General features: G+C 72.5%; 22 protein-coding genes and 1 pseudogene. 7 read left to right on the top strand and 16 right to left on the bottom strand.

What is annotated here, in order from left to right:
• Positions 1–20: 20 nt before the first annotated feature.
• Together ABT238_RS10195 and pruA are read right to left on the bottom strand one after the other, a co-directional pair.
• Positions 21–950: a proline dehydrogenase family protein gene (locus tag ABT238_RS10195; RefSeq protein WP_350567587.1), complete on the bottom strand. Its 930-nt coding sequence runs from the start codon at positions 948–950 to the stop codon at positions 21–23.
• Positions 951–1,087: 137 nt separating this feature from the next.
• Complete coding sequence (gene pruA / locus ABT238_RS10190; RefSeq protein WP_350567585.1) at positions 1,088–2,716, bottom strand: L-glutamate gamma-semialdehyde dehydrogenase; 1,629 nt, start codon at positions 2,714–2,716, stop codon at positions 1,088–1,090.
• A 189-nt stretch (positions 2,717–2,905) separates the two neighbouring features.
• Here pruA and ABT238_RS10185 point away from each other — a divergent pair, with 189 nt between their 5' ends.
• Positions 2,906–4,507, top strand: a complete 1,602-nt coding sequence (locus ABT238_RS10185; RefSeq protein ID WP_350756434.1) for a PucR family transcriptional regulator — start codon at positions 2,906–2,908, stop codon at positions 4,505–4,507.
• Positions 4,508–4,583: 76 nt separating this feature from the next.
• Here ABT238_RS10185 and ABT238_RS10180 read toward each other — a convergent pair whose 3' ends face one another.
• Entirely contained in the window at positions 4,584–6,068 is a 1,485-nt protein-coding gene (locus ABT238_RS10180) for an alkaline phosphatase PhoX (RefSeq protein WP_350567580.1), read from the bottom strand.
• Positions 6,069–6,357: 289 nt separating this feature from the next.
• The gene (locus ABT238_RS10175) at positions 6,358–7,632 is read right to left on the bottom strand and encodes a hypothetical protein (RefSeq protein WP_350567578.1); all 1,275 of its coding nucleotides are present in this window, start codon (positions 7,630–7,632) and stop codon (positions 6,358–6,360) included.
• 175 nt (positions 7,633–7,807) lie between these two features.
• On the opposite strand from ABT238_RS10175, the gene ABT238_RS10170 reads away from it, so the two are divergent.
• Positions 7,808–8,254, top strand: a complete 447-nt coding sequence (locus ABT238_RS10170; RefSeq protein WP_350567575.1) for a VOC family protein — start codon at positions 7,808–7,810, stop codon at positions 8,252–8,254.
• 28 nt (positions 8,255–8,282) lie between these two features.
• Here ABT238_RS10170 and ABT238_RS10165 read toward each other — a convergent pair whose 3' ends face one another.
• On the bottom strand, positions 8,283–9,902 hold the full coding sequence (locus ABT238_RS10165; RefSeq protein WP_350567573.1) for a hypothetical protein: 1,620 nt from the start codon (positions 9,900–9,902) through the stop codon (positions 8,283–8,285).
• Between the two features lie 334 nt (positions 9,903–10,236).
• Here ABT238_RS10165 and ABT238_RS10160 point away from each other — a divergent pair, with 334 nt between their 5' ends.
• Complete coding sequence (locus ABT238_RS10160; RefSeq protein WP_350756432.1) at positions 10,237–11,568, top strand: MFS transporter; 1,332 nt, start codon at positions 10,237–10,239, stop codon at positions 11,566–11,568.
• A gap of 321 nt (positions 11,569–11,889) precedes the next feature.
• On the top strand, positions 11,890–12,321 hold the full coding sequence (locus tag ABT238_RS10155) for an NUDIX hydrolase (protein WP_350756430.1): 432 nt from the start codon (positions 11,890–11,892) through the stop codon (positions 12,319–12,321).
• A 68-nt stretch (positions 12,322–12,389) separates the two neighbouring features.
• On the opposite strand, the pseudogene ABT238_RS10150 reads toward ABT238_RS10155, so the two are convergent.
• From ABT238_RS10150 to ABT238_RS10110, 9 genes and pseudogenes are all read right to left on the bottom strand, one after another.
• Positions 12,390–12,805, bottom strand: a pseudogene (locus ABT238_RS10150) (hypothetical protein).
• Positions 12,806–13,506: 701 nt separating this feature from the next.
• Positions 13,507–13,881: a metal-sulfur cluster assembly factor gene (locus ABT238_RS10145; protein ID WP_350567567.1), complete on the bottom strand. Its 375-nt coding sequence runs from the start codon at positions 13,879–13,881 to the stop codon at positions 13,507–13,509.
• Between the two features lie 9 nt (positions 13,882–13,890).
• Positions 13,891–14,343, bottom strand: coding sequence for a Fe-S cluster assembly sulfur transfer protein SufU (gene sufU / locus ABT238_RS10140; RefSeq protein WP_344324910.1), 453 nt, complete (start codon positions 14,341–14,343; stop codon positions 13,891–13,893).
• A gap of 19 nt (positions 14,344–14,362) precedes the next feature.
• Positions 14,363–15,610, bottom strand: a complete 1,248-nt coding sequence (locus tag ABT238_RS10135) for a cysteine desulfurase (protein ID WP_502884300.1) — start codon at positions 15,608–15,610, stop codon at positions 14,363–14,365.
• A gap of 32 nt (positions 15,611–15,642) precedes the next feature.
• The gene (sufC, locus tag ABT238_RS10130; RefSeq protein WP_350567565.1) at positions 15,643–16,407 is read right to left on the bottom strand and encodes a Fe-S cluster assembly ATPase SufC; all 765 of its coding nucleotides are present in this window, start codon (positions 16,405–16,407) and stop codon (positions 15,643–15,645) included.
• A 6-nt stretch (positions 16,408–16,413) separates the two neighbouring features.
• Positions 16,414–16,731 (bottom strand): bifunctional 3-phenylpropionate/cinnamic acid dioxygenase ferredoxin subunit, encoded by a 318-nt coding sequence (locus ABT238_RS10125; protein WP_344324904.1) that lies wholly within the window; start codon positions 16,729–16,731, stop codon positions 16,414–16,416.
• A gap of 5 nt (positions 16,732–16,736) precedes the next feature.
• On the bottom strand, positions 16,737–17,996 hold the full coding sequence (gene sufD / locus ABT238_RS10120; protein WP_350756428.1) for a Fe-S cluster assembly protein SufD: 1,260 nt from the start codon (positions 17,994–17,996) through the stop codon (positions 16,737–16,739).
• A 60-nt stretch (positions 17,997–18,056) separates the two neighbouring features.
• Positions 18,057–19,472, bottom strand: coding sequence for a Fe-S cluster assembly protein SufB (gene sufB / locus ABT238_RS10115; protein ID WP_350567561.1), 1,416 nt, complete (start codon positions 19,470–19,472; stop codon positions 18,057–18,059).
• Between the two features lie 9 nt (positions 19,473–19,481).
• Positions 19,482–20,327 carry a helix-turn-helix transcriptional regulator gene (locus ABT238_RS10110; RefSeq protein ID WP_350567559.1) on the bottom strand — a complete coding sequence of 282 codons (846 nt, stop codon included), beginning with the start codon at positions 20,325–20,327 and terminating at the stop codon, positions 19,482–19,484.
• Positions 20,328–20,491: 164 nt separating this feature from the next.
• Between ABT238_RS10110 and ABT238_RS10105 the strand changes: the two genes are divergently transcribed.
• Together ABT238_RS10105 and ABT238_RS10100 are read left to right on the top strand one after the other, a co-directional pair.
• Complete coding sequence (locus ABT238_RS10105) at positions 20,492–21,418, top strand: ABC transporter ATP-binding protein (protein WP_350756426.1); 927 nt, start codon at positions 20,492–20,494, stop codon at positions 21,416–21,418.
• The gene (locus tag ABT238_RS10100) at positions 21,415–22,185 is read left to right on the top strand and encodes an ABC transporter permease (RefSeq protein WP_350567555.1); all 771 of its coding nucleotides are present in this window, start codon (positions 21,415–21,417) and stop codon (positions 22,183–22,185) included. The genes ABT238_RS10105 and ABT238_RS10100 overlap by 4 nt, the downstream gene beginning before the upstream one ends.
• A gap of 84 nt (positions 22,186–22,269) precedes the next feature.
• Here the strand turns inward: ABT238_RS10100 and ABT238_RS10095 are convergent, their stop codons facing one another.
• Positions 22,270–23,010 (bottom strand): LAETG motif-containing sortase-dependent surface protein, encoded by a 741-nt coding sequence (locus ABT238_RS10095; RefSeq protein WP_350756424.1) that lies wholly within the window; start codon positions 23,008–23,010, stop codon positions 22,270–22,272.
• 345 nt (positions 23,011–23,355) lie between these two features.
• Positions 23,356–24,747: a choice-of-anchor A family protein gene (locus ABT238_RS10090; RefSeq protein WP_350756422.1), complete on the bottom strand. Its 1,392-nt coding sequence runs from the start codon at positions 24,745–24,747 to the stop codon at positions 23,356–23,358.
• A 246-nt stretch (positions 24,748–24,993) separates the two neighbouring features.
• Between ABT238_RS10090 and ABT238_RS10085 the strand changes: the two genes are divergently transcribed.
• Positions 24,994–25,977 (top strand): COX15/CtaA family protein, encoded by a 984-nt coding sequence (locus ABT238_RS10085; protein ID WP_350567548.1) that lies wholly within the window; start codon positions 24,994–24,996, stop codon positions 25,975–25,977.
• The last annotated feature ends 52 nt before the right edge of the window (positions 25,978–26,029 follow it).

Raw genomic sequence — 26,029 nt, 5'->3', positions numbered from 1 at the left:
CCGCCGTGTGCTCGTACGCGTCAGCCGCGGGTGGCCATGGCGCGCAGGAAGAAGGTGAGGTTGGCCGGGCGCTCGGCGAGGCGGCGCATGAAGTAGCCATACCACTCCTGGCCGTACGGGAGGTACACGCGCATGGTGTTGCCCTCGTCGGCGAGGCGCAGCTGCTCCTCGGGGCGGATGCCGAAGAGCATCTGGTACTCGAAGGAGTCGCGCGTGCGGCCGTTCCACTGGGCCAGCTGGCCGGCGATCTTGATCATGTTGGGGTCGTGCGAGGCGATCATCGGGTAGCCCTCGCCGGCCATCAGCACCTTGAGCGCGCGGACGTACGCGAGGTCGACCTCGTGCTTGCCCTGGAAGGCGACCGACTCGGGCTCCTTGTAGGCGCCCTTGCACAGGCGCACGCGCGAGCCGGCGCCGGAGAACTCGCGGCAGTCGGCCTCGGTGCGGCGCAGGTAGGCCTGCAGGACGACGCCCAGCCAGGGGAAGTCCTCGCGCAGCTCGCGCGCGATGGCCAGGGTGGAGTCGGTGGTGGTGTGGTCCTCCATGTCGAGGGTCACCGTGGTGCCGGCGTCGGCGGCGGCCTCGCAGATGCGGCGGGCGTTCTCCAGCGCGATCTTCTCGCCGTCCACCGGGAGGAACTGGCCGACGGCCGAGAGCTTGACCGAGACCTCGGCGCCGGCGGCCAGGCCGGTCTCCTTGAGCGCCTTGAGCAGGTGCTCGTAGGCCTCGGCGGTGCCGGCGGCCTGGGCGGCGTCCTGGGTGTCCTCGCCGAGGTGGTCCAGGGTGACCTTGCGGCCGGTGGCGACCAGGTCGTCGCAGGCGGTGACGGCGTCGTCGAGGGCCTCGCCGGCGACGAACCGCTCGACTATCGCGTGGGTCGGCGGGAACTTCTCGACGACGGTGCGGACCTGCGAGGACCGGGAAGCCGCGAGGAGGGCGGAACGGAGCATCGTGACTCCTGGAGCTGGTGCTTCTAAGGGTGGCAGAAAGTACGGGCGGCGGACCGAGGGGGGTGGCCGGTCCGCCGCCCGTGGGACGCGGCCGGCTGCGGGACCGGGGGCGTCAGGGACCAAGTCGTCCGGGGCACTCAGCCCATGTGCGGGTAGCGGTAGTCCGTCGGCGGGACGAAGGTCTCCTTGACCGAGCGGGTCGAGGTCCACCGCGCCAGGTTCTGCTTGGCACCGGCCTTGTCGTTGGTGCCCGAGGCCCGGCCGCCGCCGAACGGCTGCTGGCCGACGACCGCACCGGTCGGCTTGTCGTTGATGTAGAAGTTGCCGGCCGCGTTGCGCAGCTTGAGCATCGCGTGCTGGACGGCCTCGCGGTCCTGGGCGATGATCGCGCCGGTCAGGCCGTAGGCCGACACCGACTCCATCTGCGCCAGCATCTCGTCGTACTTCTCGTCCTCGTAGACGTACACGGCCAGGATCGGGCCGAAGTACTCGTCCTTGAAGTACTCGCTCGCCGGGTCCTCGCAGACCAGGACGGTCGGGCGGACGAAGTAGCCGACCGAGTCGTCGTAGGTGCCGCCGGCCAGGACCTCGACCTGCGGGTCGGCCTGGGCGCGGTCGATGGCGGCCTTGTTCTTGGCGAACGAGCGGTCGTCGATGACGGCCGACATGAAGTTCGACAGGTCGGTGACGTCGCCCATGGTGAGGCCCTCGACCTCGTCGCGGAACTCGTCCTTCAGCTCGGCCCAGATCGAGGCCGGGACGTAGGCGCGGGACAGGGCGGAGCACTTCTGGCCCTGGAACTCGAAGGCGCCGCGGGTCATCGCGGTCTTCAGCACGGCCTTGTCGGCGGACGGGTGGGCGACCAGGAAGTCCTTGCCGCCGGTCTCGCCGACGATCCGCGGGTAGGTGCGGTAGCCGGAGATGTTGTTGCCGACCTCGCGCCACAGGTGCTGGAAGGTGGCGGTGGAGCCGGTGAAGTGGATGCCGGCGAGCGCCGGGTGCTTCAGCGCGACGGCGGAGACGTCCAGGCCGTCGCCGGTCACCATGTTGATGACGCCCTTGGGCAGGCCGGCCTCCTCCAGCAGCTGCATCAGCAGGTGCGCGGAGAACTGCTGGGTCGGCGAGGGCTTCCACAGCACCACGTTGCCCATCAGCGCCGGGGCGGTCGGCAGGTTGCCGGCGATGGCGGTGAAGTTGAACGGGGTGATCGCGTAGACGAAGCCCTCCAGCGGGCGGTGGTCGCTGCGGTTCCACACGCCGTCCGAGGAGACCGGCTGCTCGGCCATGATCTGGCGGGCGAAGTGCACGTTGAAGCGCAGGAAGTCGACCAGCTCGCAGGGAGTGTCGATCTCGGCCTGCTGCGCGGTCTTGGACTGGCCGAGCATGGTGGCGGCGGCCAGGGTCTCGCGCCAGGGGCCGGCCAGCAGGTCGGCGGCGCGCAGGAAGATCGCGGCGCGGGAGTCGAAGGAGAGCGCCTGCCAGGCCGGGGCCGCGGCCAGGGCAGTGTCGATGGCCTCCTGCGCGTCCGCCTGGGTGGCGTTGCGCAGGGTGCCGAGCCTCGCCGCGTGGTTGTGCGGCTGGACGACGTGGAACTCGGTGCCGCCGCCCATCCGGCGCTCACCGTTGATCGTCATGGTCAGCTGGACCGGCTCCTGGCCGCCCAGCTCCTTCAGCTTGGCCTCCAGACGGGCCCGTTCCGGGCTGCCCGGGGCGTAGCTGTGGACCGGCTCGTTCACCGGCGCGGGGACCTGGGTCACAGCGTCCATAGAGCGCACGCTCTCCTTCGTTTCTTGCGGGGGGATGCCGGCGCGGGTCGCACGCCGGCCACATGACGAACGCTATTCCTGCACCGGGGCCCGCTTGATTGGCCGGACGGCTAAAATCATCCGGACGGCGTTGTCCGCCTGGATGAAGATTCGGGCACCAGCCCTCCGGACGCCCCCGAGGAGGCCCGTATGACCACCCCCGGCCTCCCGCTCCGGCAGCTGCTGATGTCCCTGGGCGAACCGCTCGTCGAGCTCCAGGCCGCGCCGCACGGCCTGGACGTCCCGGTCCGCGACGTCGCCATCCTCGACCCCGAGGACCCGCCGACCGCCGCCCCCGGCGAGCTCGTGCTCGCCATCGGCGCCCGCGGCCGCGCCGCGCTCCCGGCGCTGCGGGCCGCCGGCCGGGCCGGGGCCGCCGCGGTGGCCGTCAAGCTGGACGCCCCCGGGCAGGCCGACGCGCTGCGCGAGTCGGCCACCGAGGCGGGCGTGGCGCTGCTCTCGGTGCGCCGGGAGACCCGCTGGGAGCACCTGGACTCGCTCGCCCGCGCGATCATCGCCGGGCCCGACGCACCGGACACGCCCGGCACCGCCGAGCACAACGCCGGCGACCTCTTCTCGCTCGCCCAGACCGTCGCCGTCCTCACCAACGGCATCGTCTCGATCGAGGACACCTCCAGCCGGGTGCTCGCCTACTCCCGCTCCTCCGACTCCGACGAGGTCGACGACCTGCGCCGGCTGTCCATCCTCGGCTGGCAGGGCCCCGAGCCGTACCTGTCCAAGCTCCGCGAGTGGGGCGTCTTCCAGCACCTGCGCAGCTCGGACACCGCCATCGCGGTCGACCCGCACCCGGAGCTGGGGCTGCGCCGCCGGCTGGCGATCGGCATCCGGGCCGGCGCGCAGCCGCTGGGCACCATCTGGGTGCAGGAGGGCGCCCAGCCGCTCGCGCCGCTGGCCGAGCAGGCGCTGGTCGGCGCGGCCCGGGTGGCCGCCGCCCAGCTGGTGCGCCGGCGCCGGGAGCTGTCCGCGGACGTCCGGCTGACCCAGACCCTGCTCACCGGCCTGCTGGAGGGCTCCACCGGCCCGCAGTCGCTGGCCACCCACCTCGGCCTGGACCTGCGCCGCCCGGCCACCGTGCTGGCGTACAGCGCGGGCACCACCGAGCAGCTGACCCGGGCCGAGGTGACCGGCCTGATCTCGGTGCACACGGCGGCCCGGCACCGCGCCGCGCTGCTCGCGCCGATCGAGTCCCGGGTCTACGTCCTGCTGCCCGAGCTGCCCGCCAACCTGCCGATGGCCACCGTGCGCGGCTGGGCGCAGGAGGTGGTCGAGGCGGCCCGGGACCACCTGGGCGTCCCGCTGCGCGCCGCGATCGGCTCGACGGTGGACGGCCTCGCCCTGGTGCCCGAGTCACGCGCCCAGGCGGACCGGATCCTGGACGCGATGGGCCGCGGCGGGGTGGAGCTGGAGGTCGCGGCGCTGATCGACGTCCAGGCCGAGGTGCTGGTCAGCGAGATCCTGGCACTGCTCCAGGAGCGCGGCGGCCTGCGCGACCCGCGGCTCACCGCGCTCGCCGAGTACGACCGGCGGCACGGCACCCGGCTCGCCGAGTCGGTGCTGGCCTGGCTGGACGCGCTCGGCGAGGTCCGGGTCGCGGCGGACGCCCTGCACATCCACCCGAACACCCTGCGCTACCGGGTCCGCCGGGCCGAGCAGCTGACCGGCATCGACCTCGCCCAGCCGCAGCAGCGGCTGCTCGCCATGCTGCAGCTGCGGCTGCCCGCCGAGCCCTGAGCCCCGGCACGCGACAGGCGCCCGGGCACGCGGAAGGGGCCCGCTCCGAGGAACGGGCCCCTTCCGGTGATCAGGCTCAGGCGCCGTAGCCCTGGCCGCGCTTGTGCTCGTTCAGGCGGTGCCACGGGCCGGTGATGGCCAGCTGGATGCCCGGGGTCTGGATGTTGGCGAAGAGGGTCTTGCCGTCGTCCGAGAAGGTGACGCCGGTGAACTCGCTGAACTCGGGCTTCTCGGCGGTGCCGATGTTGAGCTCGTTGCGGGCGATCGGGAAGGTCAGGCCCTCGTCGGTGGCGCCGAACAGGTGCGAGACGCCCTCGCCGTCCTCGGCGATCACGATGCCGCCGTAGGGCGAGACGGTGATGTTGTCCGGGCCGTCGAAGTTGTCGTGGTCGCCCCAGACGTCGGTGTTGACGCCCAGCAGGACCTTCAGGGTGATGGTGCGGCGGGTCGGGTTGTAGAACCAGACCTGGCCGTCGTGGGCGGCGCCGGGGCTCTCCGCGCGGGCGTAGCTGGAGACGAAGTAGAAGCCGCCGTCACCCCACCACATGCCCTCCAGCTTGCGGGCGCGGGTGACCTCGCCGTCCTTGAACTGCTTGCGGATGGAGACGGTCCTGGCGTCGCGGTCCTGGACCTTGACCCAGTCCACGCCGTAGGTGGTGCCGACCTTGGTGGCGCGCGACAGGTCGTCGATGAACTTGCCCTGGGCGTCGAAGACCTTGAAGGCCTCGAACACGCCGGCGTCGGCGGCCAGCTTGCGCAGCTTGTAGCGGCCGTGCTTGAAGCCGGCCTCCGGGGTCCAGCGGAACAGCAGGCCGTTGGGGTTGGAGGCGTCCTCGGTCAGGTAGACGTGGCCGCGCTTCGGGTCGACGACGACGGCCTCGTGGGCGAAGCGGCCGAAGGCCTTCACCGGCTGCGGGTCGCGGTTGTAGTCGTCGTCGAACGGGTCGACCTCGAAGACGTAGCCGTGGTCCTTGGTGAAGCCGTTCTTGCCGGCCTTGTCCTCGGTCTCCTCGCCGGACAGCCAGGTGCCCCACGGGGTGATGCCACCGGCGCAGTTGGTGGCGGTGCCGGCGATGCCGACCCACTGCTCGACCTTGCCGTTGGCCTTGGCGTGCACGATGGTGCAGCCGCCGGCCGCGCCCGGGTCGTAGACGTGGCCCTCGGTCAGCGGGACCGGGTTCGGCCAGTTGGCGCGGGCGCCGGACAGCTCGTGGTTGACGACCAGCAGGTTGCCGCCGCGCTCGTCCTCGAACGCCGAGGTGCCGTCGTGGTTGCTCGGGGTGAACTCGCCGGTGCGCAGCTTGCTGACGCCGGCGCGGTTCAGGACCTTGTACTTGAAGCCCTTGGGCAGGGCCAGCAGGCCCTCCGGGTCGGCGACCAGCTGGCCGTAGCCGACGGCGACGCGCTCGGCCGCGGCGGCCTCGGCGACCGGAGCCTCGCCACCGGCCGGGGCGGCGATCGCACCCGGCGCGGTGGCCAGGGCCTCGGCGCTGCCGGCGATCAGAACGCCGGCCCCGACGAGGGTGGAACGGTTGACGAAGTCCCGGCGGGACAGCGACATGGCAGTCACTCCTGAGGGGTGGGCCGCCGACCGGGGCGGAGCCCGGTGCGTGGCATGAGAGGTGTCGAGGCTGGTCGTCGACGCCCAGCAGACTCTGCCCGCCCGGTGAACGCCGAGTGAAGCGGACACCTCGTCCGAGTGGTCATTGGCCGACCTTATGCGAACCCATGACACATCTTTTGCCTGGTCACCACAGGTCACACCGCCGGTGGGGCCACCGTCACCCTCCGTTCGGCCCACCCGAGGCCACCGCCGGCCGGCGTCACGCCCCCGGCGCCCGGCCGCCGGCTCACCGTCCGGCGCGCGCCGCCCGCCACTGCTCCCAGGCCGCCAGCCACAGCTGCTCGCCCATCCCGTGCTCCCCGCGCTCCCCGCGCCGGACCTGCTGCCAGGCGCGCTGCGCCGGCAGGCTCGCCACCTCGCTGGCGAACACCGTGTACCGGATCGACTCCTCCACCGCGGCGTCGCCCTCCGGCGTGCCCACCACCCAGTGCGTCAGCTGGGAGAGCCGGCAGAGTTGTTCGACCATCGAGGCCACCGCCTCGGCCGCCTCCGCCCTGGTCTCCGAGGCGAGCCGCATCTGCTGGCGCACCGCCGCCTCCCGGCGCAGCGCCTCCGCCTCCGCCCGTGCCCCGCGGGGCGGCCGGAGCGGGCGGCCGGAGCGCAGCCGCGCCTCCAGGGCGGCGGCCCCGCTGATGCCGTGCGCGATCACCGCCCGGTGCGCCTCCAGTCCGGAGACCGGGGCGAGTTCGCGCTGCTCCACCGGCAGGTACCGGCCCCGGCGGACGGCCAGCTCGCGCAGCAGCTCAGTACGGCCGCCCAGGCAGCGCTCGTGGTCGCGGATCCGCACCAGCTCGACGCCGCCCGGCGACACCCCGCGCCCGCAGACCGTGACGGTCAGCCCGTCCACCCGGAACCGGCCCGCCCAGACCGGCTCGCCGCCGCTGACCGGACAGCCGGGCAGCGCCGCGCCGGACCACAGGCCGCGCCGGTCCTCGTGCACCTCCACCGCGCGGGTCTCGCCGTCGACGGTGATCCACTCGCGCAGCGCCCTGACCCGGCCGGGCGTGTCGCCCTCGTCGACGCCGAGCTGCTCGTAGACCCGGTCGCGCTCGTCCTCGACGACGTCCTCCAGCTCGGGCAGCGGCTCGAACCGGTCGGCGCCGGGCCGGTGGGTGCGCACGGTGACGTAGGGGCCCTGCGGCGAGGCCCAGTCGCCGAAGCCGACCTCGATCCAGCCGGGCGCGGCCCACCCGGCCTCCGCTCCCGTTCCGGCCGGCGGCCCGGCGACCGCCGCGCCGGCGCCGTCCGACCCGTAGCCGACCAGCGCGCCGCCGCCCAGGCCCGGCACGGGGGCGACGCCGTACACCGGGAAGTCGGCCGCGGCGAGGGTGCGGCGGGCGAGTCCCTCCTGAACGGCGAGGAACTCCTCCAGGTCTCCGGCCGGGTACTCCTCCGGGGGGCCGTCCGGGTGCTCCCCCGGGCGGTCGTACGGCTCCGGGTGCACCGTCCCCGCACCGTCCCCGTACCGGCCGTCCCGGCCCGCTCCGCTCGCCCGCGTCATCCCGCGCCGCACCCCCTGCACTCGCCGTCCTCGCCGTGCCCTCGGCACCCGGGCAACGATACGTGGCCCGAACTGCCGGGTCATCAAGCCCTTTGCCCGACGGGCCGATCGGCCGCCCCACCGGACGGCCCCGCCCGGGGCGCCGTTGTCGGTCGCGCTCCCTACGCTGGCGGGCATGACAGCGACCACGCCCTTCCCCGCCCGGCTCAGCATCGTCACCCTCGGGGTGGCCGACCTCGACCGCAGCGCCCGCTTCTACGAGGCGCTGGGCTGGCACCGCTCGGCCGCCTCCAGCCCGGAGATCGTCTGGTTCCGCACCGCCGACTCGGTGCTCGGCCTCTTCCCGCACGACGCGCTGGCCGCCGACGCGGGCGTGCCGTCCGCCGGCGAACCGGCGTTCCGCGGCGTCACCCTCGCCGTGAACCTGGAGTCCCCGGCCCTGGTGGACGCCGCCCTGGAGACGGCGGTGGCGGCCGGCGCCGTCGTGGTCAGGCCCCCGGGTGCGACCGACTGGGGCGGCTACTCCGGGTACTTCGAGGACCCGGACGGCCACCTCTGGGAGCTGGCCCACAACCCGTTCTTCGCCTTCACCGAGGACGGCTCGCTCGACCTCCCGCAGTAACGGGCGTCGCTGGGCGCGGGGCGGCGGCTCAGCCCTGGGAACGGGCCTTGAACGCCGCCTTGCGGGCCTCCTTGGCCACCGCCCGGTCCGGGTGCAGCTCGCCGACCGCCTCCAGCACGTCCGCCGTGTACGGGTGCTCGACCCGCCACAGCTCGCCGAAGTAGCCCACCGGGTCGTCCGTCACCGGCAGCTCGGCGACCAGGTCGCGCAGCTGGTCCGGATCGCCGCCGGTGTCCAGCAGCTGGGCCGCGAAGGCGTCCACCACCGTCCACAGCGCCATCGCCCGGTCCGGCACCGGCACGTCCGCCGCGCCGAGCGCGACCAGCCAGGCCCGCGCGCCGCCGCCCAGCTCCGGGTCGTCCAGCACCTCGCGGACGGACGGCTCGGCGGACGCGCCGAGCAGGGTCAGCGCCGAGTGGCAGAGCAGCCGCCGCATCGGGGCGTACGCGTCGCTGCCGCGCGCCGCCGCCAGCAGCTCGCGCGCCGCCGCCACCGGCTCCCGGTCGGCGACCCAGACCTTCAGCTCCTCCTCGGGCAGCACGTTGGCGGCCTCGCTGACCCCGCGCAGCAGCTCGGCGGCGTCGCCCCGGGCCAGGTCCCCGACCAGCGGCGCGTCGTAGCCGTCCTCCAGCAGCCACTGCCGGATCCCGTACTGGCCCAGCGGGGTGAGCCGGACCAGCCCGAACCGGGCGGACTCCGCCTCGTCCAGCTCGGCCGGCTCGGCCTGCGCCGGCCGCTCGTCCTCCCCTTCCTCCTCCTCGTCGAAGAGCTCCGGGTCGATCGGACGGTACTCCAGCACGCCCAGCTCGGCGAGGTCGGCGAGCATCGGGTCCAGGGCGACCATCACATCGGTGATGTCGCCGAGCAGCTCGTCGCTCGGCTCCTCGCCCTCCGGGACCACCAGCAGCGCCGCCAGCACGCCCAGCGGCACCGTCTCGTTGCCCGGCTCGGCGAAGGCGGTGGTCTCGTACAGCACCTGCAGCGCCTCGTCGAGCAGCTCGGCGGCCTCGTCGCGGGCGTCCTCGACCTCGTTCAGGCCGTCGACGTCCTCTTCCTCCGCCTGCTCCCCGGCCTCCGCCTCCAGCTCCTGGGAGTCCGCCTCCACCGCCAGCTCGCGGACGATCCCGGCGGCCGTCAGCCACAGCTCCAGGACGGTCTCGGGGTCCCCCTCCTCGGCCGGCTCCAGGTCCGGACCGGGGATCGCGACGTGCTCGCCGGCCGCCGTGGTGCCGATCTCGACCAGGTCCAGGTCGCAGGCCAGCGACCAGGCGCGCATCGCCTCGACCACCGCCTCCTCCGGCGCGTCCCCCTCCTCGGGGGCCAGGCCCAGCAGCCGGGCGGCCGGGGCCCGGTCCGGGCCGGTGAGGTCGCCGAACTCGTCCACCGCGCGGTGCGGCGCCGTCCAGCGGGCCAGCTTCAGCGCCCACCCGAACATCGGGACGGCCTTCGCCCGATCGGCCAGCTCCGGCTCGGACGGCAGGACGACCGGCGGCACCAGCACGGCCGCGTCGTCCAGGTCGTCGTCGTCCAGCCCGTGCGCGGCGAACGCCCCGTACAGATCCTGCAGCTCCAGGTCGGCGGGCAGCACCGCGCCCTCGCCCGGCCCACCCGCCGGGGTGTCGGCGTTCCTACGACGTCGTGCGGCCATCGTTGCGCGTTCTCCCTACGCCGAGCGGTCAGCCGGTCCGGCCGCGGGGATCATCACCTCCGCGTCACCGGTCCACCACCTCAGCGTATAGGCCGGGCACCCCGGACGCCCGGCCTCCAGGGGCGCGCGCCGCGACCGTGCGCCCACCCCTTATCCTTCGAAGTCGGTACCGCGCACAACCCCGCGCGCGCCGACGGGCAACGTAGCCCCCCCTCTCAGCTCACCCGCTCCACCAGGGAGCCCGCACCGAGGCCACCACCACAGCGCCGCCAGGACGGGCGCGCCGGCACACCCCGCCGACCCGGGTGGCGCCCGGCCACAGGAGACCCCTGCCATGGCGGACCTCTCCCCCGCCGGCTCCGGCCTGCGCACCGCGCAGCTCGACGGACGCCGACTGTCGGAGGCCCTGCTTCCCCTGGAGCTCGCGCCCCGCGCCCAGCTCCGGCTCGCCGCGATCAGCCGCTGGAACGCGCTGCGCGGAGTACGCGTCGGCCTCGTCGCCGCCGCCCTGCTGCTCATGCTGATCGGCGCCAACCTGGCCACGCCGATCTACTCGCTCCTCCAGCAACAGCTGCACCTCACCGCGCTGGACACCACGATCCTCTTCGCGTTCTACGTGTTCGCGCTGGTCCCGGTGCTGGCCGTGGTCGGCCACTGGTCCGACCACCTCGGCCGACGCGCCCTGATCCTGCCCGCCGTCGCGCTGTCCGCCGTCGGCGACGTCGTGTTCGCGACCTCCGGCAGCTTCTGGCAGCTCGCGGCCGGCCGGGCCGTCCAGGGCATCGCGGTGGGCCTGTCCACCGGCGCCGCCGGGGCCGCCCTGGGCGACCTGATGCCGGACCACCCGACCCGGGCCGCCAAGATCACGCTGGCCTGTTCCGCCGGCGGCGTCGCACTCGGCCCGGTGGTCGGCGCCCTGCTGGCCGGCGGCGCCGACCCGCTGCCGACGCCCTTCCTGCTGCACGCGATCGCCCTGCTCGCCCTCTGCGTGCCACTCGCCCTCGTCCACCCGAGGATGCCCGGCCGCAACCGCCCGCCGGCCGCCCCGCCGCGCATCACCACCCCGGCCCACCTGCGCCCGCAGCGCCTGCGGCTGCCGCGCACCGGCCGCCGGGAGTTCCTGCTCGCCGCCGCGGCCGGGTTCGTCTCCTACGCGGTCTTCGGCGTCTACCTCAGCCTGGCCCCGGCCTTCGCCGCCAAGCTGCTGCACACCGACTCCAAGCTGATCGGCGCCGTGGTCGCGGCCCTGCTGCTCGGCTCCTCGGCCGTCGCCCAGCTGCTCGTCCCGCCGACCGCCGACCGCCTGGTGATCGCCCTCGGCATGGCCGGCCTGGCCGCCGGCCTTGCCCTGGTCGTCACCGCCCAGTACACCGGCACCCCGGCCCTGCTGTTCATCGGCAGCGTCCTCGGCGGCGCCTGCCAGGGCATCGCCTTCCGCTCCCTGTTCACCACCGCCGCCGCCGCGATGAACCCCGAACGGAGGGGCTCCGAGCTGAGCTCGCTGTGGATCATCATCTACCTCGGCTCCTCCCTCCCCATCGTCGCCGTCGGCGCCCTCGTCCAGACCTACGGCCTCCTCCCCGCCACCAGCGGCTTCACCCTCCTCGCCGCCCTCCTCTGCACCGCCCTCGCCATCGCCGTAGCCAAGCGCCCCCGCACCACCTGACCTCCTCGCACGGCAAACGCCGCTGCCCGGGACTTCCTCCGAAGTCCCGGGCAGCGGCGCTTCCGCGCCTCGGCATGCCCGCCCCCGGGTGCCCACCCGAGGCCTGGCCGCGTGCCGCCCGGAGAGGACCTCCACCTCTCAGTGCCGATCTCGAAATCAAACGGCCACGGCGGCGACGCCGATGGGTGGCCGCCCGTAGCGCAGCGCCTCTGCCTGCGTTTCGGGTCGGCCGCGTGCACCGGCACGCGGCCGACACCCAGTACCCCAAATCCTCTGGTTCGATGAGCAGAAGGAACCCGCCCCGCTAAGGAAGAAGGCACCATGCAACACCGAGTCCGGGCCGTCCTCCTCACTCCACATGGCACCATGCTGCTGATCAAGCGCATCCGCCCCGGCGTCGACCCGTACTGGGTGATCGTCGGGGGGAAGGTCGAGGCGACCGATCCGGGGCCCGAGGAGGCGCTGTTGCGGGAGGTGCGGGAGGAGGTCGGGGGCGAGGCACGGATCGTCGGCCTGCTCCACACCATGGAGGGCGAGGGCGAGCGCCAGGACTTCTACCTCGCCACCATCGAGGAGTGGAGCTTCGAGGACCGCAGCGGTCCCGAGTTCAGCCAGGAAGGGCGGGGCGAGTACCTCCTGGAGGAGATCCCGCTGACCACCGGGGCCCTCGACGCGGTCAACCTCCTGCCGCAGGAGATCGCCTTGGTCCTCCGCTCGGCCGTCGCCCGCGGGGACCTCACCGCCGTCAGGTAGTCACAAGCACGGCCGCCCCGAAGCATCCGTTTCGGGGCGGCCAGGCTCGCGGCCAGCTGACGGCTCCGTCAGCTTGTACGGGTGGCACCCTCGGGCCACACGATCGTCACAGGTAGCTGGGCTGCACGGGCTGCACCGGCAGTGTCAGCGGTCCCCCCGCGCCCGTTGCCGGGCCTGCCGTCCCACACGGCGAACAAGTGGTCAGCACGGCGCAGCAGCTCGTTGTTGGCGGCTTCGTAAGCCTCGCGGTCGGCCTCGGCGAACGGCATGACGACAACCTCGGCGGCGGCCTGGTGAAGACGGTCGAACTCGGCTGCGTGTGCCGGCTTGACCTTGGTCCGGCGGTAGTCGGCCGACGGGACCACGGCGACCAGTCGACCGCCCAGCGAGAGCACCGCGTCGGCGAAGATCGAGTCCGCACCCTTGGCGATGCACGGACACCGGTGGGGCCGTGCTCGGCATGGTCAGCGAGTAGCTTCTCCAGCGCACGATCACGCCGTCCCCTTAAGGGCAGTCATGGGGCAGCGGTGGCGGGAGTCGCCGAGCCGGGGAGCCTTGAATCCTATCAGATAGTCACGAATACCTCACGCTGCGTCAAATAGCGTGGTACGTTCCGTGTGCAAAGAGAAAAATGCGACCCCGGCGGTGCTGGAACACCCCGGGGTCCGGCAAAAGGAGCTGACACTCCCATGCGTGTCCATCGTAGCGCCCACGCGCGCAACTTCACCGTGTTGCCCAACTCCGTGTTGCAATACCGGAAGTTGAGCTACACCGCCCGCGGTCTGCTCGCGGATCTGCTCTCCCGGCCCGATGGGTGGCGGGGGGACGGGCGTCACATGGCCGACACCAGTCCGCAGGGGCGTGGGGCCGTGCGCAAGGCCTTGAAGGAGCTCACCGACGCCGGGTACTACCGGGTCGAGAAGGTCCGGCTGCCCGACGGGACGCTCCGCAGTGAGGCGCACGTTGTGCGGCAGGTGCCACGATCCGGTGCCCGCACCGGGGATCTGCCGGGCCTGCGCGGGCCTCGGTGGACGGCCCGAGGCGGTCGGGGGCGGCGCTTGCGTGACGGCCAGGGGTGTCGCACGCGCACGTGCCGCCCTGCTGGGGGCGAGAACGCCGCTGCCGCGCGGCCCCTTCCCCGGAGGGAGGAACCGCGCGGCAGCGGGGTGACGATCGGCGGCGGCCTCAGACGTTGAAGCCGAGGGCGCGCAGCTGCTCGCGGCCGTCATCGGTGATCTTGTCGGGGCCCCACGGCGGCATCCAGACCCAGTTGATGCGCAGGTCCTGGACCAGGCCGTCGGTGGCGGTCTTGGCCTGGTCCTCGATCACGTCGGTCAGCGGGCAGGCCGCCGAGGTGAGGGTCATGTCGATGGTGGCCACGTCGGACTCGTCGATGTGGACGCCGTAGATCAGGCCGAGGTTGACGACGTCGATGCCCAGTTCGGGGTCGACGACGTCCATCAGGGCCTCGGTCAGGTCCTCGACGGAGACGGTTCCGGCGCTGGTGCCGACCGGGCCGGAGGGCGTCTCCTCCGCGGGGGAGGTGGTTTCGTCGCTCATGTGGTGTCCTCAGTCGGTGACGGCGGGGTGCTCGGCGAGGGCCTTGGCGGTGGCGTCCTTCCAGGCCATCCAGCTGAGCAGGGCGCACTTGACCCGGGCCGGGTACTTGGAGACGCCGGCGAACGCGACGGCGTCCTCCAGCACCTCCTCGTCGCCCTCGGCCTGGCCCTTGCTCTGCATCAGCTCCAGGAAGGCCTCCTGGACCGCCTGCGCCTCGCCCACGGTCTTGCCGACCACCAGGTCGTTCAGCACCGAGGCGCTGGCCTGGCTGATCGAACAGCCCTGGGACTCGTAGGAGACGTCCGCGACGGTGGCGCCGTCGAGCTTCACCCGCAGGGTGATCTCGTCGCCGCAGGTCGGGTTGACGTGGTGCACCTCGGCGTCACCGTCGCGCAGACCCTTGCCGTGCGGGTTGCGGTAGTGGTCCAGGATGATGTCCTGGTACATCGAGTCGAGCTTCATGGTCGCGTGCCCAGTCCCCTCAGCCGAAGAAGTTCCGGACGTGGTGCAGGCCGTCGATCAGCGCGTCGACCTCGCCCGGCGTCGAGTACAGGTAGAACGACGCCCGCGTGGTCGCCGGAATTCCGTACCGCAGGCAGACCGGCCGCGCGCAGTGGTGACCGACGCGCACCGCGATGCCCTGCTCGTCGAGCACCTGGCCCACGTCGTGCGGGTGGATGTCCCCCAGCGTGAACGAGATCGCCGCGCCGCGGTCGACGGCCGTGCGCGGGCCGATGATCCGCAGGTCCGGGACCTCCAGCAGCCGCTCGACCGCGTACGCGGTGATGGCGTGCTCGTGGGCGGCGATCCGCTCCATGCCGATGCCGGACAGGTAGTCGATGGCCGCGCCGAGCCCGACCGCCTGGGCGATCGGCGGGGTGCCGGCCTCGAACTTGTGCGGCGCCGGCGCGTAGGTGGACGAGCCCATGGTGACGGTCTCGATCATCTCGCCGCCGCCGAGGAACGGCGGGAGGTCCTCCAGCAGCTCCTGGCGGCCCCAGAGCACGCCGATGCCGGTCGGGGCCAGCATCTTGTGGCCGGTGAAGGCGACGAAGTCGGCCTCCAGCGCCTGGACGTCCAGCACCATGTGCGGCGCGGCCTGCGAGGCGTCGATCACGACCAGCGCGCCGACGTCCTGCGCCTTGCGCACGATGGCCTCGACCGGGTTGACCGTGCCGAGCAGGTTGGAGACCAGGGTGAAGGAGACCACCTTGGTCTTCTCGGTGATCAGCTCGTCGATGTTGGAGAGGTCGAGCCGGCCCTCGTCGGTCAGCCCGAACCACTTCAGCTTCGCGCCGGTGCGCTGCGAGAGCAGCTGCCACGGAACGATGTTGGAGTGGTGCTCCATCTCCGTGATGACGATCTCGGACTCGGCGTCCACCCGGTACGGCTCGTCCGCCCAGGTCAGCATGTTGGCGACCAGGTTGAGCGACTCGGAGGCGTTCTTGGTGAAGACCACCTCGTCGCGGCTCGGCGCGTTGATGAACGCCGCGACCTTGTCACGGGCGCCCTCGTAGAGCGCCGTGGCCTCCTCGGCGAGCACGTGCACGCCGCGGTGGACGTTGGCGTTGTGCCGCTCGTAGTACGCGTTCAGCGCGTCGAGCACCTGGCGGGGCTTCTGCGAGGTGGCCGCGTTGTCCAGGTAGACGAGCGGCTTGCCGTCGTGCAGCAGGCGCTGCAGGACCGGGAAGTCCTTGCGGATCGCGTCGGTGTCGAGCAGGCCCGGCAGGATCGCCGGCCCGTGCGACTCGTGCGTCTGGGTCACTCGGACGCGCCACCCTTCACGTAGGCCTCGTAGCCCTCCTCCTCCAGCTTGTCGGCCAGCTCGGCACCGCCGGACTCGACGATGCGGCCGCCCGCGAAGACGTGGACCTGGTCGGGCTTGATGTACCGCAGGATGCGGGTGTAGTGGGTGACCAGCAGGGTGCCCACCTCGCCGGTCGAGCGCACGCGGTTGATGCCCTCGGAGACGACCCGCAGCGCGTCGACGTCCAGGCCGGAGTCGGTCTCGTCGAGGATCGCGATCCTCGGCTTGAGCAGCTCCAGCTGGAGGATCTCGTGGCGCTTCTTCTCACCGCCGGAGAAGCCCTCGTTGACGTTGCGCTCGGCGAAGGCCGGGTCCATCTGGAGGGCGGCCATCGCCTCCTTGACCTCCTTCACCCAGGTGCGCAGCTTGGGGGCCTCGCCGCGGACGGCGGTGGCGGCGGTGCGCAGGAAGTTGGAGACCGAGACGCCGGGGACCTCGACCGGGTACTGCATGGCCAGGAAGACGCCGGCCCGGGCGCGCTCGTCGACGGACATCTCCAGCACGTCCTCGCCGTCCAGCAGGACGGAGCCGCCGGTGACGGTGTACTTGGGGTGGCCGGCCAGCGAGTAGGCGAGGGTGGACTTGCCGGAGCCGTTCGGACCCATGATGGCGTGGGTCTCGCCCTGCTTCACGGTCAGGTCGACGCCCTTCAGGATCTCCCGGGGGCCGTTCTCGGCTTCGACGGAGACGTGCAGGTCGCGGATTTCAAGGGTAGCCATGTGTACTCAGGACTCCTGGTTGACGGAGACGAGCACATCGTCCCCTTCGATCTTTACGGGGTAGACAGCGACCGGCTTGGTGGCGGGCAGGCCGGAGGGCTTGCCGGTGCGCAGGTCGAAGCTGGAGCCGTGCAGCCAGCACTCGATCATGCAGTCCTCGACCTCGCCCTCGGAGAGCGAGACGTTCGCGTGCGAGCAGATGTCGTTGATCGCGAACACCCCCTCGTCGGTGCGGACGACGGCGACCGGGACACCGTTGAGGTCGACGCGCTTGGGCACGTCCTCAGCCAGTTCGCTCAGCGCGCAGGCGCGAAGGAAGCTCATGGGTGTCAGACCGCCGATTCCAGCTCGGCCTCGATCTTCTCCATGAGCTGGTCCTGGATCTCGGCGACGCCGATCTGCTGGACCAGCTCGGCGAAGAAGCCGCGCACCACCAGGCGGCGGGCCTCGTCGGCCGGGATGCCGCGGGCCTGCAGGTAGAAGAGCTGCTCGTCGTCGAAGCGGCCGGTCGCGGAGGCGTGGCCGGCGCCGACGATCTCGCCGGTCTCGATCTCCAGGTTCGGCACGGAGTCGACCCGGGCGCCGTCGGTGAGCACCAGGTTGCGGTTGTGCTCGTAGGTGTCGGTGCCCTCGGCCGCGGCGCGGATCAGCACGTCGCCGATCCACACGGCGTGCGCGTCCTGGCCCTGCAGCGCGCCCTTGTAGACGACGTTGGAGCGGCAGTGCGGCGTGTCGTGGTCGATGACCAGCCGGTGCTCCAGGTGCTGGCCGGCGTCGGCGAAGTAGAGGCCGAACAGCTCGGCCTCGCCGCCGGGCGCGGCGTAGTTCACGCGCGGGTGCAGGCGGACGACGTCACCGCCGAAGGTGACGACGACGGACTTCAGCGAGGCGTCGCGGCCGATCAGCGCGGTCTGCTGGGCGGCGTGCACCGCGTCGCGGTCCCAGTCCTGGACGGAGACGAAGGTGAGCTTGGCACCGTCGCCGATCAGCAGCTCGACGTTGGCGGCCCGGGCGCCGGTGCCGGTGTGGCCCAGCACCACGACGGCCTCGGCGAACGGCTTGACGTCGATGACCACGTGGGCGAAGCGGACGCCGCCCTCGCCGTGCACGTCGATCCGCACCGGCTCGGTGAGCACCGTCTCCTTGGGAACGGTGACCACGAGCGCCTGCTCGAAGGCGCTGAACGCCTGCGCGGCGACCCGGTCGACCGGCTTGCCGGCCTTGCCGAGGCGGGCGTCGTCACGGCCGACGGTCTCGGCGGTGACGCCCTCGGGCAGGCTCAGCTCGACCTTGTCGACGCCCGCGGCGATCTTCTCGGCGTCCGCGGCGGCCGTGCCGTCGTGCAGGCCGGCCAGGCGGTGCAGCGGGGTGAACCGCCAGTCCTCCTCGCGGCCGGTGGGCACCGGGAAGTCCGCGACGTCGAAGGAGGGCTCGACCGCGACGCGGGCGTCGATCGGCTGCCGGACGCTGTCCCGGCCGGTGCCGGGGCCGGCCAGCTGGGCGCCGGCGCCGGCGGTGCCGACCTCGATCGAACCGGCGGTGGTGGAGCCGGTGTTGTTCGCAGCGGCATTCAAAGGCGTGTCAGCCATGGCTGTTCGTTGTGCTCTCTTCCTCAAAAAAATGTCGATGGACGGCGGGGCGGCCGGGGGTCAGCCGACGGAGCCCTCCATCTGCAGCTCGATCAGCCGGTTCAGCTCCAGCGCGTACTCCATCGGCAGCTCGCGCGCGATGGGCTCGACGAAGCCGCGGACGATCATCGCCATGGCCTCGAACTCGGTCATGCCGCGGCTCATCAGGTAGAAGAGCTGGTCCTCGCTGACCTTGGAGACGGTCGCCTCGTGGCCCATGGACACGTCGTCCTCGCGGACGTCCACGTAGGGGTAGGTGTCCGAGCGCGAGATCGTGTCGACCAGCAGCGCGTCGCAGAGCACGTTGGACTTGGCGCCCTTGGAGCCCTCGCCGATCTCGATCAGACCGCGGTAGGAGGTGCGGCCGCCGCCCCGGGCCACCGACTTGGAGACGATGTTGGAGGAGGTGTTCGGCGCCATGTGGACCATCTTGGCGCCGGCGTCCTGGTGCTGGCCCTCGCCGGCGAAGGCGATGGACAGGGTCTCGCCCTTGGCGTGCTCGCCCATCAGGTAGACGGCCGGGTACTTCATGGTGACCTTGGAGCCGATGTTGCCGTCGATCCACTCCATGGTCGCGCCCTCGTACGCCACGGCGCGCTTGGTGACCAGGTTGTAGACGTTGTTCGACCAGTTCTGGATGGTCGTGTAGCGGCAGCGGCCGCCCTTCTTGACGATGATCTCCACGACCGCCGAGTGCAGCGAGTCGGAGGAGTAGATCGGCGCGGTGCAGCCCTCGACGTAGTGGACGTAGGCGTCCTCGTCGACGATGATCAGCGTCCGCTCGAACTGGCCCATGTTCTCGGTGTTGATCCGGAAGTAGGCCTGCAGCGGGATGTCGACGTGCACGCCCTTCGGCACGTAGATGAAGGAGCCGCCGGACCAGACGGCCGTGTTCAGCGCGGCGAACTTGTTGTCGCCGGCCGGGATGACGGTGCCGAAGTACTCCTTGAACAGCTCCGGGTGCTCGCGCAGCGCGGTGTCGGTGTCCAGGAAGATGACGCCCTGCTCCTCCAGGTCCTCGCGGATCTGGTGGTAGACGACCTCGGACTCGTACTGGGCGGCGACACCGGCGACCAGGCGCTGCTTCTCCGCCTCCGGGATGCCGAGCTTGTCGTACGTCGCCTTGATGTCCGCCGGCAGGTCCTCCCAGGACTCGGCCTGCTTCTCGGTGGAGCGGACGAAGTACTTGATGTTGTCGAAGTCGATGCCGGACAGGTCGGAGCCCCAGGTCGGCATGGGCTTCTTCCCGAACAGCTTGAGGCCCTTGAGACGCAGGTTCAGCATCCACTCGGACTCGTTCTTCTTGGCCGAGATGTCGCGGACGACGTCCTCGTTCAGTCCGCGCTTGGCGGCGGCGCCGGCCACGTCCGGGTCGGCCCAGCCGTACTCGTAAGTGCCGAGGCCTTCGAGCTCGGGGTGCGAAACGGTGTCAGTCATGCGGGCTTCCTAACGCGCGGACGCTGAATCTTCGGTGGACGTACCGGCAGTCGGCGCTGCACCGGTGTCCCGGCCCGCGGCGGAGCGCAGGGCGGGCGACGATGCGGCACCGGGTGCCGGCACATAGGTGGTGCAGACCCCGTCGCCGTGGGCGATGGTGGCCAGCCGTTGCACATGGGTGCCCAGCAGCTGGGAGAAGACCTCGGTCTCCGCCTCGCAGAGCTGCGGGAACTGCTCGGCGATGTGCGCGACCGGGCAGTGGTGCTGGCAGAGCTGGGCGCCCGCCGGGGCCTTCGCCGCGGCCGACGGGACCCGCCGCACCGTGGCAGCGTACCCGTCGGCGCTCAGGGCCTGGGCGAGGGCCTCGGTGCGCTCCGCCGCCCCGGTGGTGCGCAGGGCCTCCAGGTACTTCTCGGCCTGCCGGCCGAACCGGGCCCGGGCGAAGGCGGCGACCGCCTCCTCGCCGGCCTTGCCGCCGCCCACCGAGTCCGAGATCCAGCGCAGGGCGTCGGCGGCGAGCTGGTCGTACTCCTGGTAGAAGGCGTCACGACCGGCGTCGGTGAGGGCGAAGACCTTGGCCGGGCGGCCCCGGCCGCGGCTGCCGTAGACCCGCTGCTCGCGGGACTCGACCAGCCCGGCGGCGGCCAGTCCGTCCAGGTGACGGCGGACGGCCGCGGCGGTGAGGCCGAGCCGGCTCGCCAGGTCGGCGGCGGAGGAGGGGCCGTGGTCCAGGATCGAGCGGGCGACCCGGTCGCGGGTGGCGCGGTGGCCGTCCAGCAGCACCTCGGCCGCCGTCGCGGGCACGGCGCAGCCGGGGGCCGACTCGGCCTCCTGCTGCGTGGCGTGCTCGCGCATGTTTTTCACAACACCAGTGTTGCGTAATTACTTCCGACAGGACAAGCCGTGATCCAGGCCTCACCCGTGGCATCTGTCACGCAGGTAAGCCTTACCTGACCTGCGGATGAAATGATCAAGCCCAGTGACCGAACGGCCTGTTGGGGCCTCTTAGACTCACCCGTATGCAATCCGAACCCGCGGTCCAGATCACCGGGCTGGTCAAGCGCTACGGGGACAAGCCCGCGGTGGACGGTCTCGACCTCAGCATCGCGCGCGGCGCCGTGACCGCCGTCCTCGGCCCCAACGGCGCCGGCAAGACCACCACCATCGAGACCTGCGAGGGCTACCGCCGTCCGGACGCCGGCACCGTGCGCGTCCTCGGTCTCGACCCGGTCACCCGGGGCGCCGAGCTGCGCCCCCGGATCGGCGTGATGCTGCAGTCCGGCGGTGTCTACGCGGGCGCCCGCGCCGTCGAGATGCTCCGGCACACCGCGAAGCTGCACGCCCACCCGCTGGACGTCGACGCGCTGGTCGAGCGGCTCGGCCTCGGCTCCTGCGGCCGCACCACCTACCGCCGGCTCTCCGGCGGCCAGCAGCAGCGGCTCGCGCTGGCGATGGCCGTGGTCGGCCGCCCCGAACTGGTCTTCCTGGACGAGCCCACCGCGGGCCTCGACCCGCAGGCCCGCCGCGCCACCTGGGAGCTGGTCCGCGACCTGCGCCGGGACGGCGTCACCGTGGTGGTCACCACCCACCACATGGAGGAGGCCGAGCAGCTCGCCGACCGGGTCGCGATCGTCGACCGCGGCAAGGTGATCGCCGAGGGCAGCCCGGACGAGCTCTGCCGCGGCGGCGCCGAGTCCACCGTGCGCTTCGACGCCCCGCCCGGGCTCGACCTCACCGTCCTGCTCAAGGAACTCCCCGAGGGCGCCACCGCCGCCGAGACCTCCCCCGGCAGCTACCGCGTCGAGGCGCCGGTCGACCCGCAGCTGCTGGCCACCGTCACCGCCTGGTGCGCGGCCGGCGGGATCCTGCCCGAACGGCTCGCGGTGCAGCGCCGCGGCCTCGAAGACGTCTTCCTCGACCTGACCGGACGGGACCTGCGTTCATGACGACCACCGACTACGCCCCGAAGCCCGGTGCCGCGCCGGTCGGCCGGATGCTGCTCGCGCAGACCGCGTTCGAGACCCGGATGCTGCTGCGCAACGGTGAGCAGCTGCTGCTCACCGTGGTCATCCCGACGGTGCTGCTGGTGCTCTTCTCCGCGGTGGACGTCGTCGCCGTCGAGGGGCCCGGCAAGCGGGTCGACTTCCTCGCCCCGGGGCTGCTCGCGCTCGCGGTGATGTCCACCGCCTTCACCGGCCAGGCCATCGCCACCGGCTTCGAGCGCCGCTACGGCGTGCTGAAGCGCCTGGGCGCCAGCCCGCTCCCCCGCTGGGCGCTGCTCACCGCGAAGACCGGCTGCGTGCTGGTCACCGAGGCGCTCCAGGTGGCGCTGCTGTCGGTGATCGCGCTGGCCCTCGGCTGGTCCCCGCAGGGCAACGTGCTCGCCGTCGCCGCGCTGCTGGTGCTCGGCACGGCGGCGTTCTCCGGGCTCGGACTGCTGATGGCCGGCACGCTGCGCGCGGAGGCGACGCTGGCCGCCGCCAACCTGGTGTTCGTCCTGCTGCTGCTGGCCGGCGGGGTGGTCGTCCCGCTCTCGAAGTTCCCCGCCGCCGTCCAGTCCGCCCTGGAGCTGCTGCCGATCGCCGCCCTCTCGGACGGCCTCCGCTCGGTCCTGCAGACCGGCGCCGGCACGCCCTGGGCCGACCTCGGCATCCTCGCGGCCTGGGCGGTGGCCGCTCTCGCGGCCGCCGCGCGCTTCTTCCGCTGGGAGTAGCGGCCGCGCCGCACCCCCGGTACGACGACGGCCCCCGGCTCATCCAGTGAGCCGGGGGCCGTCGTCGCTGTCCGGTGCTCCGGCTCAGCCCTCGCTGTTGCCGCGACGGCGGCGGGTGAGCAGCAGGAGCGCGCCGCCGAGCACCACGACACCGCCGCCGACGGCCGCGATGACCGGGGTGGCGTCGCTGCTACCGGTCTGCGCGAGCGCCGGCGCGACCGGGGTGTGCGTGGCGGTCGGGGTCGGCGTCGCGGTACGGCTGGGGGTGGGCGTCGCCGTCCGGGTCGGCGTGGGCGTCGGGGTCGGCGTCGCCGTACGGCTGGGCGTCGGCGTCGGGGTCGGGGTGAGCGTCGGCGTCGGCGTCGGGGTCGGCGTGGGAGTCGGCGTCGGGGTCGGGGTCGGGGTCGGCGTCGGGGTGGGCGTGGGAGTCGGGGTGGGCGTCGGGGTCGCGCAGACCGGGATCGTCTTGGTCTCGGTCTTGTTCCAGTCCGTGTTCTTCGGGTCCTCGGTGGTGGTCACCACGAGGACGGCGTCGACCGGCGCGCTGTGCGCGGCCACCGGGAAGGTCTGGTGGAACTCCTTGCCGAACTCCTTCTGGTCGAGCACCTTCACGCCGTCGATGCTCAGGCTGACGGCGTTCTTGATGCCCGCTTCGGTGCTGTAGTTGGTCAGGTCGACCACGATCGTGTCGCAGGTGACCTTCCAGGTCGGCACGTGCGCCGAGGCACTGCCCGCCAGCACCACCGGCAGCAGGACGGCGGCGGCCGCCGTCCCCGCGATCGCCGCGCCGCTCCTGGCCACTGTCTGCCGCCGCTGTCGCGCCATCTCGTTGTCCCCTCCGAAACGTCTTGTGCAGCAGGCGCGTTGAGTGGAACAGCGGTGGCCCGCTACGACCGTCCGGGGGACTCTACCGGCAGTCCCGCACCCCTCCACACCCCGCTGCGCGGCCGGATTTCCTCTGTCCGTCCGCCCACTCGTGTGCTTCGGCAGCCCATCACACCCACTGCCTCGGAAGACACCGCTTCGGCCAACATGGAATGAACTCTGTCACAGTGGCCGAAAAGAGCGACCCCCGATGATCGTTCTCGATCATCGGGGGTGCCTGTTCGGGCAATTCAGGTCAGCCCGGAGTCGGCCCGGTATCAGCCCGGAGCCACCGCGCGGCGGGGCTCAGGCCTGGCCGGCCGCCTTGCGCCGACGCGCGACCACCACCAGCGCACCACCGGCGGCGATCACCACCGCGCCGCCGATCGCCAGCGGCACGACCGGACCGGAGCCGGTGTGGGCGAGACCGCCCCCGGCGCTGGCCTCGGCCGACGGGCTCGCGGAGGCGCCCGGCACCGCCGCGGAGCCGGAGGCGGAGGCCGACGGGCTCGCCGGGGCGCTCGCGCTCGTACTCGCGCTCGGCTTCGCCGAACCGGACGCGGACGGGCTGCCCGAGCCGCCCGGCGTCACGGAGGGACCGGGGGTGCCCGGGGTGCCCGGGGTGCTCGGCGTCCCGGTGCTGCCCGGCGTGGTCGGCGTGGTGGTGGCGGACGGCGTACCGGTCGGCACCACGACCGGCGGCGTGGTGGCCGGGGTGGTCGGCGGCGTGGTGGGCGGCACGACGGTCGGCAGGCAGCCGGTGAACGGGTAGTGGTGCGTCTCCGCACCGCCCTTGCCGGTCAGCGACTTGACGATGACCGAGCCGTTCACCGGGGCCGCGGAGCCGAGGTCGAACGCGGCGTTCGGCGCCAGCACGGTGCCGGACCAGGCGGCCTGGCTGCTCTTGACCACCTTGGTGGCGGTCGGGAAGTTCCAGAGCAGCTTGGAGCGGATGGCGCCGCCGTGCGCGCTCTGCAGCTTGTCGTCCAGGACGTAGGCCTTCTTGCCCTCGTCCCACAGGTGGAAGCCGGTGGTCTTCGCGGCGGCCTGGTCGTACGACGAGCCGGTCACGGTGACCACGGTGACCGCGCCGGCCGGCACCTTCACGAAGATGTCGGTCGCGCCCTGAAGGGTGGCGGCGGGGACCGTGAAGCTGTTGAACTTCGCGTCGCCGCTGGTGAGGTGGAGCTCCTTGCCCTTGGCCTCGACCGTGGCGCCGGCGGTCTGCGGCAGCCCCGCCAGCGTGGTGGCGACGGCGCGCGCCCGGGCGAACTCGGCGGCGAAGTCGATCGGCGAGCCGCCCTGGGCGGTGGTGCCCTGGTGGGCCTGGATGACCGCGCCGGCGGCGGCCGAGCCGTAGACGCCGTTCCCCTTCATCACCTGGGTGTTGCCACCGGTCAGCTTGCCGGCGACGACCAGGGCGTTGCCGCCGGGCAGCGCCTTGACCTGGTCCGCGGTCAGTTCCTGGCCGACCGAGAAGCCACCGGTGAAGTCGGCGTTGCCGCCGACCGCCACCGCACCCTCGGCGTCCGGCGTATGGGTGTCGTCACCCTCGACGAACTCACCGTAGAGGTTGGCGACCCCGAGGCTCAGGCACTGGTTCGGGTCGGCTGCGTGGGCGGCGGCCGGGGCGATGAGACCGGCCAGTACGAGTGAACCGCCGAGCGCGAGCGCTGCGGCGGGAACGGATATGCGCATGTGCAGGTTCTCCGCTTACGTGCGGGGGGTGGGAGGGGTCCACCTGAAAAAGGTATGGACCAACCCGCACTCTTTCGGCCAAATGGGTGATTGGTCAAGACCAATGCCCGCGTTGCCCGAACAGTCCTTTTTGCTCCGTCTTTACGGTCAACGGGTTTAGCGCTATGTCGACTCGGGAAAGCTCCGCCGTCAGGTCGGAACGACGGCGTCCGCCCCGCTCCAAGATCGGCCGTAAGGCCGCATACCATGGACGCCGTGCCTAACACCACCCCCTTCTCCCTGCTCGCCGAGCGCTGGCAGCCCTCCGCCGCCGTGGTCAAGCGCGCCGCGTTCGCCGCGCTGGTGATGAGCGTGGTGATCGTCGTCACCGGCGGTGCCGTCCGGCTCACCGCCTCCGGCCTCGGCTGCACCACCTGGCCGCGCTGCACCGACGAGAGCCTCACCCCGACCGCCGAGATGGGCTTCCACGGCGTCGTCGAGTTCGCCAACCGGATGCTCACCTATGTGCTGAGCGCCGCCGTCGGCTGGGCGATCCTCGCCGCCCGCTGCCACCGGCCCTGGCGGCGCGGCCTGACCAAGCTCGGCTGGGCGCAGTTCTGGCTGGTGATGAGCAACGCCGTGCTCGGCGGCATCACCGTGCTGACCGGCCTCAACCCCTACACCGTGGCGCTGCACCTGATCGCCGCGATGGGGCTGGTCTGGGTCGCCACGCTGATGTGGGAGCGCAGCAAGGAGGGCGACGGCCCGGCCCGCCCGCTGGTGGCCGAGCCGATCAAGCGGCTCGGCTACGTCCTGGTCGGCGCGATCGGCCTGCTGGTCGCCGCCGGCACCCTGGTCACCGGCGCCGGCCACCACCCCGGGACGCCCAAGGACAACAAGATGGTCCCGCGCATCCCGATCGACTACGACCGCCTCGCCCAGGCCCACGCCGACCTGGCCTTCGTCTCGATCGGCCTCTCCATCGCGGTGATCTTCGTCTTCGCCGCCGTCAAGGCCCCGCCGGCCGCCAAGGCCCGGGCCCGCGAGCTGCTGATCGGCCTGCTGCTCCAGGGCGTCATCGGCTTCGTCCAGTACTTCACCGACGTCCCGGAGCTGCTGGTCGGCCTGCACATGCTGGGCGCCACCCTGATCTGGATCGCCGCCCTGCGCATCCCCCTCGCCCTGCGCACCCGCGAGGACGCCCCCGCCGACACCCCCGCACCCCGCGCCCCCGAGCCCGCCACCGCCTGACGCCCGCGACACCACGAGGGGCCCCGGTCTTCCCGACCGGGGCCCCTCGGCA

Source organism: Kitasatospora sp. NPDC001527, from assembly GCF_040298605.1.
Taxonomy (GTDB): domain Bacteria; phylum Actinomycetota; class Actinomycetes; order Streptomycetales; family Streptomycetaceae; genus Kitasatospora.
This window is presented reverse-complemented; position numbering and strand designations above follow the sequence as displayed.